This window comes from Actinomadura sp. RB99 (assembly GCF_014706005.1).
GTDB lineage: Bacteria > Actinomycetota > Actinomycetes > Streptosporangiales > Streptosporangiaceae > Spirillospora.
On sequence record NZ_JABMCA010000121.1, the window covers coordinates 1 to 16,356 of the forward strand.

General features: G+C 69.3%; 10 protein-coding genes and 1 pseudogene. 3 read left to right on the forward strand and 8 right to left on the reverse strand.

The window, feature by feature from the left end:
- Positions 1 to 272: 272 nt before the first annotated feature.
- Positions 273 to 455: an MMPL family transporter gene (locus amrb99_RS47345; protein ID WP_190868665.1), complete on the reverse strand. Its 183-nt coding sequence runs from the start codon at positions 453 to 455 to the stop codon at positions 273 to 275.
- The gene (locus amrb99_RS47350) at positions 428 to 817 is read right to left on the reverse strand and encodes an MMPL family transporter (protein WP_190868666.1); all 390 of its coding nucleotides are present in this window, start codon (positions 815 to 817) and stop codon (positions 428 to 430) included. The genes amrb99_RS47345 and amrb99_RS47350 overlap by 28 nt, the downstream gene beginning before the upstream one ends.
- Positions 818 to 1,881: 1,064 nt before the next feature.
- Between amrb99_RS47350 and amrb99_RS47355 the strand changes: the two genes are divergently transcribed.
- Complete coding sequence (locus tag amrb99_RS47355; RefSeq protein WP_347257173.1) at positions 1,882 to 2,568, forward strand: aminoglycoside phosphotransferase family protein; 687 nt, start codon at positions 1,882 to 1,884, stop codon at positions 2,566 to 2,568.
- A 207-nt stretch (positions 2,569 to 2,775) separates the two neighbouring features.
- Here the strand turns inward: amrb99_RS47355 and amrb99_RS47360 are convergent, their stop codons facing one another.
- Entirely contained in the window at positions 2,776 to 3,780 is a 1,005-nt protein-coding gene (locus amrb99_RS47360; protein WP_190868668.1) for a phosphodiester glycosidase family protein, read from the reverse strand.
- Positions 3,781 to 3,815: 35 nt separating this feature from the next.
- On the opposite strand from amrb99_RS47360, the gene amrb99_RS47365 reads away from it, so the two are divergent.
- Together amrb99_RS47365 and amrb99_RS47370 are read left to right on the forward strand one after the other, a co-directional pair.
- Positions 3,816 to 3,977, forward strand: a complete 162-nt coding sequence (locus amrb99_RS47365) for a hypothetical protein (RefSeq protein WP_190868669.1) — start codon at positions 3,816 to 3,818, stop codon at positions 3,975 to 3,977.
- Positions 3,978 to 4,839: 862 nt separating this feature from the next.
- Positions 4,840 to 9,102, forward strand: coding sequence for a WD40 repeat domain-containing protein (locus tag amrb99_RS47370; RefSeq protein ID WP_190868670.1), 4,263 nt, complete (start codon positions 4,840 to 4,842; stop codon positions 9,100 to 9,102).
- A 261-nt stretch (positions 9,103 to 9,363) separates the two neighbouring features.
- On the opposite strand, the gene amrb99_RS47375 is transcribed toward amrb99_RS47370, so the two are convergent.
- The 5 genes and pseudogenes from amrb99_RS47375 to amrb99_RS47390 form a co-directional block, all read right to left on the reverse strand.
- Positions 9,364 to 9,963, reverse strand: coding sequence for a TetR/AcrR family transcriptional regulator (locus tag amrb99_RS47375; protein ID WP_190868671.1), 600 nt, complete (start codon positions 9,961 to 9,963; stop codon positions 9,364 to 9,366).
- A 255-nt stretch (positions 9,964 to 10,218) separates the two neighbouring features.
- On the reverse strand, positions 10,219 to 10,668 hold the full coding sequence (locus amrb99_RS52120) for a fibronectin type III-like domain-contianing protein (RefSeq protein WP_190868672.1): 450 nt from the start codon (positions 10,666 to 10,668) through the stop codon (positions 10,219 to 10,221).
- Positions 10,669 to 12,429: 1,761 nt separating this feature from the next.
- Positions 12,430 to 13,944 (reverse strand): glycosyltransferase family 39 protein, encoded by a 1,515-nt coding sequence (locus amrb99_RS47385; RefSeq protein WP_190868673.1) that lies wholly within the window; start codon positions 13,942 to 13,944, stop codon positions 12,430 to 12,432.
- A gap of 761 nt (positions 13,945 to 14,705) precedes the next feature.
- A pseudogene (locus tag amrb99_RS52125) lies at positions 14,706 to 14,801 on the reverse strand (IS5/IS1182 family transposase); the annotation flags it as partial.
- Positions 14,802 to 14,907: 106 nt separating this feature from the next.
- Entirely contained in the window at positions 14,908 to 15,201 is a 294-nt protein-coding gene (locus amrb99_RS47390; protein WP_190868674.1) for a hypothetical protein, read from the reverse strand.
- Positions 15,202 to 16,356 lie beyond the last annotated feature (1,155 nt).

The following is a 16,356-nucleotide window of genomic DNA, read 5'->3' on the forward strand; positions in this document are numbered from 1 at the left end:
CACGATCGGCACCTTCATCGACGGCTGGAACGACCGCTGCGAACCATTCTCCTGGACCAAAGACGCCGACGAGATCATCGCCAAAATCAAACGAAAAGAAACTATTCGAGCGAAACACTAGTTGGCCTTCCCCATCAGGAACATTAGGGGTGGAACCAGGATCAGCCGGACGATGGTGGCGTCGAGGACGACGCTGACCGCCAGCGCCAGGGTGAGCATCTTGACCACGACTGCGGGTGTCGCGGTGAAGGACGGGAAAACCACGGTCGTGATCAGCGCGGCGGCGGGAGATGACCCCGGCCGGTAACGGCGAGTCCGGTGCCGACGGCCCGCGTGTTGTCGCGCGAGGATCTCCAGGTACCGGCGGTACGGGTGAGCAGGAAGATCTCGTAGTCCATGGACACGCCGGAGACGACGGCGAACATCATCATCGGGACGTAGGATTCGATCGGCACGGTTCCGGCAGACCCAGCAGGCGGGCGCCCCGGCCCCACTGGAAGGTCGCGATCAGCACGCCATAGGACGCGGTGGTTGTGCGCAGGTCGAGGGCGACGGCCTTGAGCGGGACCAGCAGGCTCCGGAACACGATCATCAGCAGTAGGAACGCGGCGGCCAGGACGATCCCTATGATGATCGGCAGTCGCCGGGCCACGGTGTCGCGGAAGCCGAGCTGGCCGGCGGTGCTCCCGGTGACGTATCCCTCGGCACCTGTTCCGGCGAGTGAGCCGGGCAGCGTGTGCCGTGCCAGGGTGGCGGAGAGGTCGCTCGCGGCTGAGGTCTGAGGTCCTGCGCCGGGGGTGGCCGTGGTGACCAGCACCTTTCCCTGTCCCGCCTACTGGGGCAGAGTGATGCGGGCGACCCCGCCGGTGTTCTGCAGTGCGCGTGTGAGATCGTCGCTGACCTGGCCGGTGGGAGTGGCGGCGTGGTGAAGGTCGACGACGACTTCACGGGTATTCCTCACTCATAGCCCTCCCGCCCACCGCCTGGGACGCCCGTCCGCCAAGGCTCGTTCGGCTCCAACACGGCCGGGTGATCGGTGGGTGGTGGCGACATCCGAGCGAACATCGAGCTAAGACGCGGACATATCATGCGTGGATCTTGGGCGGTGAGTATACATTTACCCTGTTGAGGGGTGGTGTGCCCGGCAGGATTCGAACCCGCGACCGTCGGCTTGGAAGAGCGATGTGCCACCTCTCCACCTTCCGAATGGCGATCGCCGTCTTGACGGTCGTACGGGACGGCCGCGCTGCGGAGAGTGGCGGTCGGAATCTACAACGTAAAGAAAGTGGTCTGTCGTCTAACAAACAGAAGCGCGAGCAGATATGCAAGCAGTCTTGCGCGTTAAGAAGCCGCTTCATCTTCGGGTGGCGCGCACAGAGTCTTCTCTGCAGCCCCCAACGTTCCGATCCGAGGGGTTGTCGAGCGCAATTTCTATCGCCAGGGCCAGAGGCGCTAATGGCGGAAGATCGCAAAGGGAACTTGATCTTCTTTAAGGTGCGCTGTGCTGCGCTGAAGGACTGCACCTGACCTGCGGTGACGCTGGAAAGCTGTGCATCCGGAGCATGATCGGTCGTGTTCACACCGAAGAGGTCTGTTTCGAATGTAGCGCAGCTCCTGGGGTGGTCAGCCGCGTAGGTTGTGGTGGATGTCGGGCTGGAAAACTGCATGCCGGAAGAGGCCTTGGCCTGCGGCTCCGGCGGCCCGCTCCGTCTGGCCGGGGTCTTCGGGATCTCAGGCAGCAGCGCCATCCGAAATGCCGAAGCCGCCCGGCAGATCCTCGCAGCTCAAGCTGGGTTGCTCGGAGCAGTCGAAATCTAGGAGAGCGACATGCCAGGTGATCGAGGGGCGCCGCCGGATGAGGAGCCTCTCATCGGGGACGGCGTGACCCTTGGCATCACTCGTGTCGCGGACACCGTCCGCCGGCCGGTCAGACCCTTCACCGCCACGATCCAGGCCTACCTCGCCCACCTGCGCCAGGCCGGATTCTCCGACGCCCCCAAGCCATTGGGCATCGATGAGCAGGGCCGAGAGGTGCTGTCGTTCGTGGAGGGTGACGTCCTACGCGAACCACTCTCGCCCGAGGCGACGGGTGAAGATGTCCTTGCTGCCCTGGCCGGTCTGATCAGGCGGCTCCACGACGCCGCACAGAGATGGACACCACCCCGCGATGCCGTCTGGGCGACGCTGCCCGGGACAGAGGCCATCCCGCTCGTCGACACCGGCGCTGAGTTGGTCGGTCACCGCGACTACTGCCCCGGCAATGTGGTTTTCCGCAACGGGCTTCCCGCAGCGCTCATCGACTTCGACCTCGCCCGGCCGACCACACGGGTCTACGACATCGCCAACGCCTACGGAATGTCCGATCAACAGCGGCGCGACCTGGTCCCCTTGGCCCGACGCATGGTTCATCGCTTCCACCTGACCAGCCGAGCCGCAGCTGAAGCCGACCCGGTGTTTCGGTGCTTCTGGGAACAAGGCGTCAAGAACCGCATGCCGCGAGCCGAATCATGGCTCGCACAGGAGGGAACTGCCATCGCGGCCCGGCTCACCCAGCGATCTGGGTGTTGAGGGGCGCAGTCTGACCGAGTGAGCGTGAGAGGTTGCGCAAAGATCGTGTCCAGGAGGCGGGCAGCCGTTTGCCACCGCGGGCTCGAAAGGATGCGGTGTCCTGCAAGTCGGCATGTTCGGGAATGCGCGTGACGCTTCTGGGCCAAGGCGCCGGCCCGGCCTTGCGGATCAGCACCTGCCCGATCTTCAGGACGGTCTCCAGGTGTTTCAGCGTGGGACGGCCACCAGTGCCATCGGCAGGGCCGAACGCCGGAAGTCGACCAGAGGCCACAGCAACTGGAGTCGGCCGCCGTGTACGGCCAGCTCGTAGCGCCCGCAGAAGTCCCGCCGGTACCCGCCGGCCGACACCTTCTGGCAGGCGACCGGCCCGCCGTCCAGGTTCAGGGCCAAGCGCAGGTCGAGCCCGGCCCGCGGCAGGAACGCGGCGAGCGAGGGCAGGGAGAAGTAGGCATCGCGGGTGGTGCCGACGATGATCCGTCCGGTGCCGTCCTGCCCGAGGAAGCTGCGGTTGGCCAGCCATCGTTCGTCTGTGCCCGCGACCCGGCCATGACCGTCGGCTCCCAGCAGCATCGGGTAGGACACCATCGCCTGGCTCGTGCCGCCGATAACCCGCCGCCAGTCGAGACCGGCCAGGTCGACCAGCCGGGCGCTGCCCGGGCCACCGGACCCGTCGGCCACGAACGCCCCATGCGTGGCCTGGTAGGAAGCAGGGCCGAGTCGGTGGCCATCGCTGATCACCGGGGTATCCGGGGTCCCGTGACGGCCGTAGTAGCTGCCGTTGACGACCAGCGACGCCCCGGTGGCCGCCATCCAGTCACCGACGTCCCGGTCGCCGGCCGGGCGATTGAGCACACGGAACCGGTAGCGGGTCGGATCGATCCGGCTGAGCAGCAGGGCGTCCACGGATTGCCCGCCGACCCGGACGGGCAGCTCGGCGACCTCGAACCCGGTGGCGACCTGGCGCCAGCGCACCGGCTCGGGCGCATCCGGCGTGCGCTGCCCGGCCAGCGACAAACGGATCCCCGGGGACAGCCGGGAGTCGTCCGGAGCGACGTCGCCCCACACATTGGCGCCGCGGCGCAGCATGACGTTGACGGCGTACCAGCCGCCCTTCCCGTATGCGATCCCCACCGCCACTGACGCGACCAGGACGGGAGACAAGGCCAGCGCGACAATCCACCGCCACCGTCGCAGGATTTTGGTCCGGGTCATGCGAGTTATGATGCTTGCCGCTTACAGCCGGTTCGGTGCACCGTGCCGAACGCGTCCGCCCCATTCCTGCTGTGGCCGAGGTCCGGCGGATGAAACCGATGGCCCTCATCGCCGCCGAACTCGCCAAGGTGGATCTGACGCTGGAGGGGACGGCTGCGGAAGCCAGGCTCGGCATTGGGGTGGTCATCAGCACATGACCGTCCTCGTCCATCACCTATAGAAGGCCGCGTGTCGCGGTAGCGAGCAGGGCGTCGTCGACACCGCCGAGCTGGGCTGCGGTGTTATGGCAGGCGTCGGCGCGGCGATCAACGCCGGGAACGTGGGGCGCGGCGACTCGGTCGCGCTGGTGGGCGTGCCGATGCCGGAGATGAAGCTGGAACTGCCGTTGCTGGACGGTCGAACGCGGGGGCCGCGCGGGTGCCGAGGCCGAGCTGCGGCGCGCGTTGAAGGACGCGCTCGAGCAGCTTGGCGCCACCGCCGAACGCGCCCGCGCCGCCGACGCACGCGTGCAGACTCTCGAGGGCGCGGTCCGAGCCGAGTAGCCTGCACACGCGCCGTGCGCGACGACAGCGGCGGGACCCCATCCTGGCGCCCCGACACCCGTTGGCTGATCCCGGGGGCGGATGGTGGCTGCCGCAGCTCCGCGCTGGAGAGTGGCCGCGCAGGACGCGAACGTTGAACTACTAGCGACTGCGACCGGGTCGGCGCCCGGGGAGCTTTGGTGGCGCACTAGGGACGCACCCATTTCAGCGTCCCGCCCTGCGCGACCAACGGCGACTCACGCACGACCAGACCCGGGCGACGTCCTCACTTTTCGACCGGCCCCCGCTCGCCGGTGAGGTCCTCGCCCACGGCCGGGGTCCGCAAGATCCTCCGGCGACCTCGCCTGACCGCATCGAGCCGTTCACTCGATGCGGGCGTCCCCTGCCATGACCGGCGGGTGATACTCGCGAAGTGGGGACCATGGGGCCTGGGGACGATCAGCGGCATCTGATGCGCGAGGGAGTGCGTGCGCGCGTCGTTCGGCTGGCGCGGACGACGGGGGACACGGGACGCCGCTTGTCCTCCCCGGTACTGCTGGCGGTGCTGTCGGCGGGTGCGTTCGGGCCACTGCTGACCTCAGGGCTGGGTGCGGCGGCGGTGACGGCCGCGGGGATCGGCGCGGTCACGGCGGTCGGCGGGAACGTGCTGACCGATGTGGTGAAGGACGGGTTGGCGCGGCTCGCGGACACCGAGGGGGAGCCGTCGCGCGAGGATCTGGAGACGGAACTGGAGCGCCGGATCCAGCAGGTCCTTGAGGACGGCGGGGAGAGGGCGGAGGAACTCCGGGCCGATCTCGCCCGGGTGCTGCGCGAGGTCGGCGTGGTCGGTGCCGCGATCGAGGCCGCGATCCGCACCGGAGACCACGAACTCCAGGGGCGGCTGGCCGCAGGGCTGGCCGCACTGGGGGAGGAGTTCGCCGAGTTCACCTTCCTGCTGGGCGACCTGCGCGTCCAGTTGGGGACGATCCGTGAGGGCCTCGACCAGCAGAGCGCCGAACTGCAGGCTGCGGTGGACCTCGGATACCGGCAGGCCGTCGACACCCGGCGGCTGATGGGGCTGGTCGAGGTGATCGAGCGGCGCACCCGCACGGAAGACGACCCCGCTCCCACATGGCCCGGGTGGAGCGGCGGCGCCCCGTACCGGGGGCTGCTGCCCTTTCACCAGAGCGACGCCCCGATCTTCTACGGGCGGGAAATGCTCACCACCCGGCTCGTCAGCGCCCTGGCGCGGCGGCCGGTCGGCGCCGGGCCGCTGGTGGTGACCGGCGCGTCCGGCGCGGGCAAGTCGTCCCTGCTGCGCGCGGGACTGCTTCCGGCGATCAGCAGGGGCGAACTCTCGGAGGCAGCCCGCGACTGGCCCCAGCGTGTCGTCGACGGGCCGGCCGGCTCCCCACTGGCGAGACTCGCCACCGCCCTGGCCGGACTGGCGGGTCTCGGCGCTCCCGCGGTGCTGCGCAGCCTCGTCGACCATCCCGATCAGGCCCACCTGCTGGTCGGCCAGGCCGTCGAGGCCGACGCGCTCCGCCGCGACCTACCCGGTTCCGCGGCGGCCGACGGCAGGCTCATCCTGATCATCGACCAGTTCGAGGAACTTTTCCGCCTCGACGCCGGGGACGGCGGCCGCGAGCGGGCCGAGGCGGAACGGGCGGCGTTCATCACGGCCCTGCACACCGCCGCGACCGCGCCGCCGCGCGCCGGTGGCGTCCCCGCCGCCATGGTCGTGATCGCGGTACGAGGCGACTTCATCGACCGATGCTCCGAAGACCCCCGGCTCGCCGCCGCGATCCAGGCCGGTCCTTTCGTCGTCGGCCCGATGTCGGCCGCCGAACTGCGGCACGCCATCAACGGCCCCGCCGACGCCGCCGGTCTGAGCATCGAGGCCGGACTGGTCGACACCATCCTCGGCGAGCTGAGCACGCCCGCGGGGCGCCTCGGCCCGGGCGTCCTGCCGCTGCTCTCGCAGACCATGCTCACGATCTGGGAGAACCGCGAGGGCGATCGGCTCACCAGCCGCGGCCATGCCCGCACGGGCGGCGTGTCCCAGGCCGTGGCCACCAGCGCCGAGACCGCCTTCGCCGAGCTCACCCGCGAGCAGCGGACGCTCGCCCGCCAGGTGTTCCAGAACCTGACCGCCGTCTCCTCCGACGGCCACCTGAGCCGCCGCACCCTGGCGCGAACCGTCCTCCGGAGCGCGCACGGCGGATCGGACGGCGCCGACATCGACCGGATTCTGGAGGTCTTCGCCCGCCGGCGGCTCATCGTCGTCGACAGCGAGAACGTCCAGATCTCCCATGACGCCCTGCTGCGCGCGTGGCCGCGGCTGCGCCATTGGCTGGACGCGGACATCACCGATCACGCCCTGCGCAGCCAACTCCTCGACGACGCCGGAGTCTGGCGCGACCATGAGGAGAACGGGTCGTACCTGTACCGCGGACTCCAGCTCGTGACGGCCCGGCAGGCGGCGTCCCGCTGGGCCGAGGACCAGGAGCGCTACCCGCCGCTGCCCGCCGTCGCCGCGGAGTTCCTCGCGAGGAGCGGCCGCGCGGCCCGGTGGGCGGCCCGGCTGCGCCGCGGCACCGCCGTCGGCCTCGTGCTCCTCGCCGCCACCGCCATCGGAGCGGCGGGTGTGGCCGGCCGGAACTCTCGCAACGCCGAACGCCAGCACTCCATCGCCCTGTCCCACCAGCTCGCCGCCCAAAGCCTCGCCGCCGAGCCCGTCGTGGCGCGGCAACTCGCGGCCGCCGCCTGGCGTGTGGCCCCCACGCCCGAGGCCGGCAGGGCCATCACGTCCCTCCTCGGCCAGCAGCGCACGACCCTGGTCGGTCACACCGGACCGGTGCACGCGCTGGCGTTCAGCCCGGACGGCCGGCTGCTCGCCAGCGCGGGCACCGACACGACACTGCGGCTGTGGGACCCGGTGACCGGTGACCCCGTCGGCCGGCCGATGAGCGTCGGCGGCCAGATCTACGGGGTCGCGTTCAGCCCGGACGGCCGGGTCGTCGCCACCGGAGGAGCGGGGAACTCGGTCCGGTTCTGGGATCCGGAGACCGGCCGCTCGACCGGCCGGCCGACGGCCAGGGCCGGCGCATGGGTCACCGGAGTGGCCTTCAGCCCCGACGGCCGGCGCGTGGCCACCGCGAGCCAGGACGGCATGGTCGAGCTCTGGGACCCCAAGACCGGCCGTGTGGTCGGCGTACCGTTGCGGGACCCCGCGGCCCGCTCCCAGGGCATCCTCGCCTACAGCTTCCCCGAGGGGCTGAGCTCGGTGGCCTTCAGCCCGGACGGCCGAATGGTCGCGGCCGGCTCGAACAACGGCACGGCAGGGATGTGGGACACCGGCACCGGTCGCTTCATCCGAAGAGTCAAGCACGGTTCCGCCATCACCTCGGTCGCGTTCAGCCCGGACGGCCACCGGCTGGCCACCGCGGGCTATGACGGCGTCGTCCGGCTCTGGGACCCGCGGACCGGCCGCGCGACCGGAAACCCGCTCACAGGCCATGCCGACGAGGTGACCGGGGTCGCGTTCAGCCCGGACGGCCACCGCATCGCCACCGCGGACGGCAACGGCACGGTGTGCCTGTGGGACCCGGACACCGGGCGCATCACCGGAACTTCGCAGACCGGTCACACCGGCGACCGGTACACCGAGTCCTACTACCCGGGTCTCGTCCAGGCGGTGGCGTTCAGCCCGGACGGCCGGCGGCTGGCGACCGGCGGCGTCGACACGACGATCCGGTTCCTGGACGCCCTGCCCCGGCGCTCGTCCGACACGACGCTCACCGGCTACCGCGCCGTCGTCGGCGGGCTGGCCTTCGCCGCAGACGGCAGGACTCTCGTCACCGGGGCCGGCGACGGCACCGTGAACCTGTGGGACGGCCGGACCGGCTACCGTGCCGGAAAACCGCTGACCGGCCACAAGGTCATGGTCACCGCCGTGGCCGTCAGCCCGGACGGCGCCAAGGTCGCCAGCGGCGACTACGACAGCAAGACGATCCTGTGGGACCGCAGGACCGGCCGCCGGATCCGCGCATGGAACGGTGCGGAGGACACGGTCACCCAGCTGACCTTCAGCCCCGACAGCCGGTTCCTGAGCGTCGCGAACGGCTGGCAGACAAGGGTGTGGAGCGTCGACCCGCCGAAATACCTGCTCGGGGTGCCTCCACGCGACCACAAGTACCCTCCGACATGGGGCGGTCTCAGCCCGGACGGGCGCCTGCTCGTCAGCACCGAAGGCAACGGCACCGTCCGGCTCTGGGATCCGCGCACCGGCCGTCCCACGGGCATACTGACGGCCGGGACGCGCAGCAGGGCCGACACCGCCGTGTTCAGCCCGGACGGCCGGCTCCTCGTCATCGGCGCGGCCGACGGCACCCTGCAGTTCTGGAACCTGCGCACCCGCCGCCCGGTCGCCGCGCCGGTCCGCGCCTCCGACGGGGGCGTGCGAGCACTCGCCTTCAGCCCGGACGGGCGGCTCCTGGCCAGCGCCGGAGCCGACCCCGACAACGCGATCCGGCTCTGGGACCCGCGGACCATCCACCGGCTCGGCGCTCCGCTCACCGGCCACACCGGCCGGATCGACGCGCTGGCGATCAGCCCGGACGCGAGGACGCTCGCCAGCTCCAGCGATGACCACACGGTGCGGTTCTGGGACCTCGCTCTCCACGTCGACCCCGTCCGCAGCATCTGTACGAGATTCGGTCCCCTGCCCGCCAAGTCGTGGAAGAGGTTCGTGCCCAACGAGCCGATGCCCGACGCCTGCCCGAAGCCCTCCCACCCCTGACTGACCCCAGTGAAGTAGCGGTTCCAATGTAACCGGGAGACGACGCGCGCCCGCCCGTCGCGCCTGGTCGATACACGAGCGAGCGGCGATATCGCCCTCGATCGCCGCAATGGTCAGGTCTTTGAAACGCGATGACAGTGGCTTCCGTTCGGGGAAGCTGGACGGATCGGTCGATGCGTCGAAGCATCGCACCGGGCAGCGGGCGAGGCCAGTACGCCCCCCAAGTGGAACGTGCTGACCGCGTGGCGCCTTTTCTTCGCGTCAGACACAACGGTCAACTAGTTCGTGCAACCGGACCCTGAACAGATCAACGGTGGTCTGGTGGTCCGGATACACGCGACGCCCGGTCTCATCCGGAAAACCGCTGTTGACGAAGCCGCTCACGGTCCACATGACGCACCAGGCGAGGAACTTGAGATCCAGGGAGCCGGTGATCCTCGGCCAAGAATCCGGCGTCATGAAGGTCATCAGTGGAGGTGGGAACTCTTCTTCGGGCGAAAAGGGAAGCTCCGACGCGTCCTTGAGCCCTCTCTGCCACCATATAGACGCGAATTCTGGATGATCAATGACGAAGTCAAAGAAGGCGTCGACCAGGCTGTGGAGTCCTGCGACACCGCCATCGCCGACCTTCACGGCGAGCTCCAGACGCTCCATCTCCATGGCGTGAAGGCGGCGGAGGACCGAGTGATAGAGCTCCCCTTTTCCTGCTTTCAGGAGAATCGAGTCTTCCGCGCGGTGCCCGGCCGCTTCTTTCACCATGCTCAGGGTCGTCGCGTCGTAGCCCAACATTGAGAACAACCTGGCTGCCGCGACCAGAACCCGCTCATCGCCGGAGCCCATCGGCGTGTTCAAGATCACCACCCCCAAGCACTCTCGCCTCGTACCCGTCGCTCGAGTCCGGCTACACCACTCAAAGGGAAAGAAGCGCCCTCGAATAGGTCACGATCAAACAAATGATCGCCCCGGCGTGTGGGGTAGACGGGCGGCGTCGATTCTCTCGGTGACCTGCATGACATCTGCGGCTGCTTGGGCGCATGGCAGTGGCCGCGGGACCCTGACGGGACCCGCGGCCACTCGCGCACGTGGTCTTCAAGAGCAGCGAAGCGCGGTCAATGGTCAGGGGATCCGGACGGTGGTGGTGAGGGGCAGGTCGGTGGACGAGGAGCCGACCTGGACGGTGCGGTCACCGGTGCCGCGGACCCAGTTCTGCTTGGCCGTGGACCAGGAGGACAGGTCGCGGGCCGTGATGTGCAGGGTGACGGTCCGGGAGGCGCCGGGCGGCAGGGTGATCCGGTCGAACCCGGCCAGCTTCCGCTTGACCTGCTGGATGGAGGAGGGCAGGTCGAGGGAGGGGCCGAGGTACACCTGCGGCACGGCCGCCCCGGCGCGGTGTCCGGTGTTGTGGACGGTGAGCCGCACGTCCAGGCCGCCGTCGCGGGCGGCGGTGGTCCGCAGGCCCGAGTTGGCGAACGTGGTGTAGGAGAGCCCGTAGCCGAAGGGGTAGAGCGGCGCGACGTTCTGGCTGGTGTACCAGCGGTAGCCGGACTGCAGCCCAGCTCCGACCACGCCGACGACCGCTGACGCCCCTGAGGCTGCAGCGCGGTTTGCCGTAGATGTCCATCACCGCTGGTTCTTCCTGTGGATCAGGCTCGGACTTCGTGCGCTCAGGGGGAGTAGTTCGGCGGCCATCGGTGGCTCCGGGTGGGTGGCGCGAGGTGACCAGCCATGGCTTCCTGCCTGGACGGGACGTAGCGCATGGCGGTGCGGGGTTCTAGCACCGGGTCTTACCCATGATGAGCTGCATCGGAAGACGCCGGCATCATCTCTGCCGTCGTCAACACCGCGCAACAGATCGGCGGCTCGATCGGCACAGCGCTGTCGAACGCCATCGCCGCTGGCGCCGCTTGGGTCTACCTCGCCGCCCATCCGGACATGCCGTCGGCACGGCCCACGGCAACACCGTCGCCTGCGCCTGGGCGGCCGGGGTCCCTACTGGCGATGGCGGTCATCGTGGCCATACTCGTCAACTCTCGCCGGGCCAACCCACGCCACGCAATCGGGCCGAAGTAGATGAAAACACCGCCGAGAAAGCAAGACGAGCGTGAGAGAGCCGGATTCGATCCACGCGAACGCCCCACATCTGGACAGACATCAACCGCAGGTCGCGGCTATATCCGACCGAACCCAACCCACTATCCGATCCGGTTACCTGCGGACACGATATGTGGACAGAGAGTTACACTTGCGCGGTCGGCGCAGTGCACGAGAGGCGTCGTAGTTTCAGGCAGGGCAGATCATCTGGTCTCAATCGTCATGGCCCGAACCTCAAGGAGTGTTCATGAAGCTCTCTCCTCGCCCAGTGCGAGCCGCCTTGGCGGCAGCGTCAGGTGTTGCCCTGACCATGACGGCCTTCTCGGGTCCGGCTCACGCCGAGTTCGGGCGCGTCCTGGATGTGCGTCAGGCGGGTGCGGACGCGTTTGCCGCTCCTCCCTGCGGGTTCTTCCGCTACAGCGTCCGCGCGTCCGAGTTCGCGGCGTACAACCACTGCGGTCCGACGACGGTGCGGATACACGTCGACGTCAGAGGGGGCGGTAGCGCGAATGACTATCACCTCTGTGTCAGCCCTGGCCGCACCCAGCTACCGGGCGCAGGTCCGAACTATCTCAACGCGTACTACATCGGCGGCGCCGGCTGCCGGAGCGGGGAGCGCACCGGTCACACCCGCCACTGAGTCTTGATCCACTGCGCGCGGGTGATGCTCGCCGACCACGACCGACGCCGCGCTACCACTGCCGGCGCGGACCGCTGGCTCCACCTGGGACGAACTCGCCGCCGTGCTGGACCTCAGCCCCGACACCGCCGCACGCCTTTACCGCGCACGGTGACCAGCATGTCCGAATCGCGTTCACGCTCCGACTGTCGCCCACAGGATGGCGCATCAAGATCGACCCAGGTTCTCCGACAGGCACTCCGGCGGGGGCGGGTCTCGGCCCCGGGTGCAAATGGCGTGACTTGCGCTGACGACTCCGCCTTGGGGTTCAGGGCAGCTATGGGGAATAGGGCGGCGGATCACCGCGGCCAAGGCCTCGCCGAGGCCGCGCTCGCAGACAGCGCCGCGATGGCCGACCGGCTGCGCCTCGACCTGCGTCTTCGTGTCGAGCCCATAACGGACGACGACACCTGCTTGCTCGAACTCATCGACTAGTACGAACGGCATGGGTTCCGATTGGAGCCGGTCGTCAGTGAGGGACGGGTGCCACATCGCCCATACGCCTCTCCTGGGCGTCCCGCGGCGGCCCGAGGAGTTCGCCTCACCGGACGCGGATCTCAGCTTCCGGCCGTGCGGCGGACATACAGGGTGAGCTTGACGCTCCCGAACCACCTTGAGTCGGTCGCCCGGAAACCCTTGTCGTTCTTGAGGATCGCGAGATCGCGCGGAGACGCGGCGCTGCGGTACCGGTGGTCGTGCGGGGGTATCTGGACGAGCCAGACCCGGGACTCGGTTGCCAGAGCGGACCGGAAAGAGCCGGGCTGCAAGTTCGTCTCGTGGTCTTGCAGGGCCGTCGCGTTCAACCGGGCGAAGGCGCCGGCGTAGGCGGTCGCGAAGGCCCGCCGGTCCGCGGGCAGGTACAGGACCGCATCCCCCGGGTGCGAGTGCTGCCGCAAGGTGGCGGCCAGGGAGCGGAGGTCGTCTGGACGGCTCCGCGGCCCACGCTCGGCGAACTGGGCGGGGAGCGTCGCCAACGCCAGAACCACCAGGACGGTGACTGCGGACGCCACAGCCAACCACGGACGGCCGGCAGACAGCCGCACGGCCGCGGTGTCCAGCGCTACCCCGCCCAGCAGCGCCAGGGCGCAGACTGAGTAGAGGATGTAGCGAGGGTGATAGACGGGATGGACCTGCGACACACTCCACACCAAGGTGAACGGTACGCACATCCACGGGACGGTCAGCGCGGCGGCGTTGCGATGGTCGCGGGCGAGCAGCAGCGCAGTCCCCACCACGACGGCCACCACCACCGCGAGCAGCAGCAGCACATGTCCATCACCGGTGACCCACAGGCCGAGGTCGTAGAGCGCCCTGGGCCCGGGGCGCTGTAACCAGGACACCTGAGCGGCCTCTTGACCGTGTGCGACCACTACGAGCGGTGACACCAGGACCATCGCCGCCAGAGCGGCCAACCCCCAGCTCGCGCGGTGGCGACGCCGCCACTGGGGATGCCTCCACAGGCCGGCGGTCACGGCGTGGGCGGGTAGGAGGAAAAGCGCGTAGAGATGAAGCCAGCCCAGCAACCCCATCGTCCCGGCGTACGCGGCGTACCACCTGATCTGGGGACGCGCATCCTCCAGCGCCCGGAGCAGGAAGTACGCGGCCAGGACGGCGCCCGCGCTGACCAGCGCATACTGGCGGGCCTCCTGACCGTACCGGCTGGTGATCGGCAGCAGGCCGTACAGCAGGCCGCCGTAGAGACCGGCCTTGGGCGAGTACAGCCGCCTGCCGACGGCGGCGATCCCCAGAGCGGCCAGGCCGGAGGCCACCGCCGAAGGCGTCCGGGTGATCACCTCGCTCGTCCCCAGCCCGGTCACCAGGTGCATCAGCAGGTAGTACAGGCCGTGGACCGCATCGATGCGGGAGGTGAAGCTCGCTATCGTGCCCAGCCCGCTGTGCCCCACGACGACGCTGACCGACTCGTCACGCCAGTACGAGGGCACGCCGATCCGCCACATGCACGCACAGAGCGTGACCACCCCCGGAATCACGAGGTCCGGCCACGCCGCGGCAAGGCGCCCCGCACTGCCCGGCAGCGCGATGGTCGTGCTCTGAGTGCCGGTCGACGCCATGCCTCACCCCCCGTGGACCGAGTCGAGGACGTCGGGGTGGTCTTCACCATTTGTCACGACCTCTAACCGAACGTGTGGTGAGAGGTTCGAGGGACGCCCGTCAGGGCGCGCGCACTCGCGGATGTGCCGGGTGCGATCCCGACGGCATGGTGGCCAGGTTCAATGCGACCCGCGTCCCGCTCCGGAGGCGCGCGCCCGAGCGGGACGGCGTCGAAAGATGTTCGCCGGGCGGTCAGCCGAGTGGGAGAGTGGCCACGAAGGCCGCTCTTCCCCCAGTTTCAGGTCGTCGTCCGGGGATCCGGCGAGCCTGCGGGCCAGTACGAAACCTGGGGCCTGTTTCAAAGTTGATCAGGCCATTCGTTGATGGCGGCAATGTGGAGTGTGGCCGGGCAGCGGACGGCGAGCTGGTCGAACCTGGCGGCGACCGGCGCGATGGTGTTTGGGCCGGTTGATGCCGCGCTCCACGGCGTGGCGCTGTCGGTAGTCGACCGGATCGAACTTGGGCGGGCCGGCCATCGCGGGCCCCGCCACGCAGCCGGTGGCCGGCCGGTTCGGGGATCGTGGCCGCGATGCTCTGCCGCCGCAAGTGAGCTCGGATCGCCTTGGAGGAGTACACCTTTCCCCGCGCACCGTTCGGGCCTGGTGCGCGGGTGCCCGCTGCCGATGCGGACGAGCCGGATCCCGGCCATGACGGCCTCGAACTGGGTGCGTCGCTCCGCTGCCGGTCTGCTGGGAGGCTCGGCCTGTTTCTTGCCGCGGCAGCGAGCTCCGGCCGCGTGCTGGTGGGCGCACAGGACGGTGGAGTCCACCCCGACCTGCCAGCCGATCAGCCCGGTGACGTCGGCCTGTGCTTGCAGCCGGGGCGGGATGTTCGCCCCCGGCGCCGTCGCGTTGCCGACGGCGGAACAGCGAGTAAACCGCTTGCTAGGAGCCGTAGGGGCGGGCACGTTCCGCCAGGGGCGGTCAGTCCGTGTCGTGGACGTCACCCGGGTCGAAGCCGATCTCTTTGCCGTCGTAGGGCGGGGCCTGGCTGACACTCTGAGTCGGTGAGCCGAGCAACGTGTTGACCAGGCCGACGAGTCCGCCCAGGCCGTAGAAGATCCCGGTGTAAACGCGTTTGTGGATGTCGTCCCCGGCGGAGTCCGTGAAGATCAGAATCTCGGACCAGATGGAGATCACCAGGGCGACGAGCGACACGATCGCGGGGATGAGCCCGTCGAGCGACGTTCCACCGTGGCGCGCGTTTCGAGTCGCCATCGAACGACCTCGATGATGGTCGGTGACCGGTTCAGTCCAGTGTCCCAGCCCCGGTGGCCGCCTTCAAGGTTCGGCGGACGCCCTGTCCGGCACGAAGCGGCGGCCGGGCGGATCACCATCGGCGCCGGGGCGCAGGCGCCAAGCCCGTGAAGCTCGGCGGCTCATCCCGGGGTCAGTCGGTTTCGGCATTCGGCCCCCGCCGACCACTGCGAGCAGGTCGCCAGCTCACGTCCGTTCGCAGCGGACCACACCGGTCCATGTTGTTGCCGCTGCTGGTCAGGGTGCAAGTGCCGTCCGGGCTGAACGCGAACACCGGGCCGTTGTAGCGGGTGATGACGAGTTCGAGCGGGTGATCCGCGTGGATGGGGGCGCCGGGGTGGACGGCTTTAGCCGTGGGCCTGCACGGGGCAGGGTGGCGGTTTAGGTGGCGATGTCGGGATCGGCATGCCCCATGAGCTGGCCGGAGACCTGGCTGGTCAAGGGGCGGGGAGCGTGGGGCCGGGGCTGGTGAGCGCGGGCGTTGACTTCATCAGGACGCAGCGGATCGCCTGGGCGTGTAGATGAGTGGTGTGGGTGTAGTCGCTGGTCAGGTCGGGCAGACCTGCGGTGGTGATGCGTAGGTACAGCCGGATGAGCAGCGGGTACCAGGTCCTCTTGGCGGTCGGCTTGGGGCAGATGCCAGGCTAGGTTGCCGGGCAGGTACGGATCGGCGGCGGGGATGTCGATCCAGTCGTTGGGGTGGCGGTTCTGGTAGCCCGTCGGCAGGGCGGAGTGTGCGACCCGCAACTGCGCCTGGCACGACCCCTTGGGAGCACCTCCGGCCTGGCGGGTTCGGGGCGAACTGCATCGCCGTCCGCAACGCGCTCCGTCACTGGCCACCGGCAGGGCGTCGCAGTGAAGCGGAGTCCTGATCAGAAGCTCGATTGGAGTGCTGGTGGGCGTGGCCGTGGCCGACTGCGGAGCCCGGCGCCGGGATGGCCTGAGCAGTGGGGTCGGTGGGCGGCCGTTCCGCGGGCCCCGGCCAGAGGACTAGGTGTACTGATCACGAACGTTGTTGACACCGGTGGGTGTCTGGTGAGCGAGGAAGACCTCCGATGTGGTGGAGGTGTCTAGGTCCACACCACAGCGGAGGTCTTCGTGCCCCACCGTAACGCC

Excerpts from the sequence above, each read along its gene's own strand:
- amrb99_RS47385 (WP_190868673.1), bottom strand. The coding sequence starts at position 13,944 with ATGGCGTCGACCGGCACTCAGAGCACGACCATCGCGCTGCCGGGCAGT.
- amrb99_RS47390 (WP_190868674.1), bottom strand. The coding sequence starts at position 15,201 with ATGGCGACTCGAAACGCGCGCCACGGTGGAACGTCGCTCGACGGGCTC.
- amrb99_RS47360 (WP_190868668.1), bottom strand. The coding sequence starts at position 3,780 with ATGACCCGGACCAAAATCCTGCGACGGTGGCGGTGGATTGTCGCGCTG.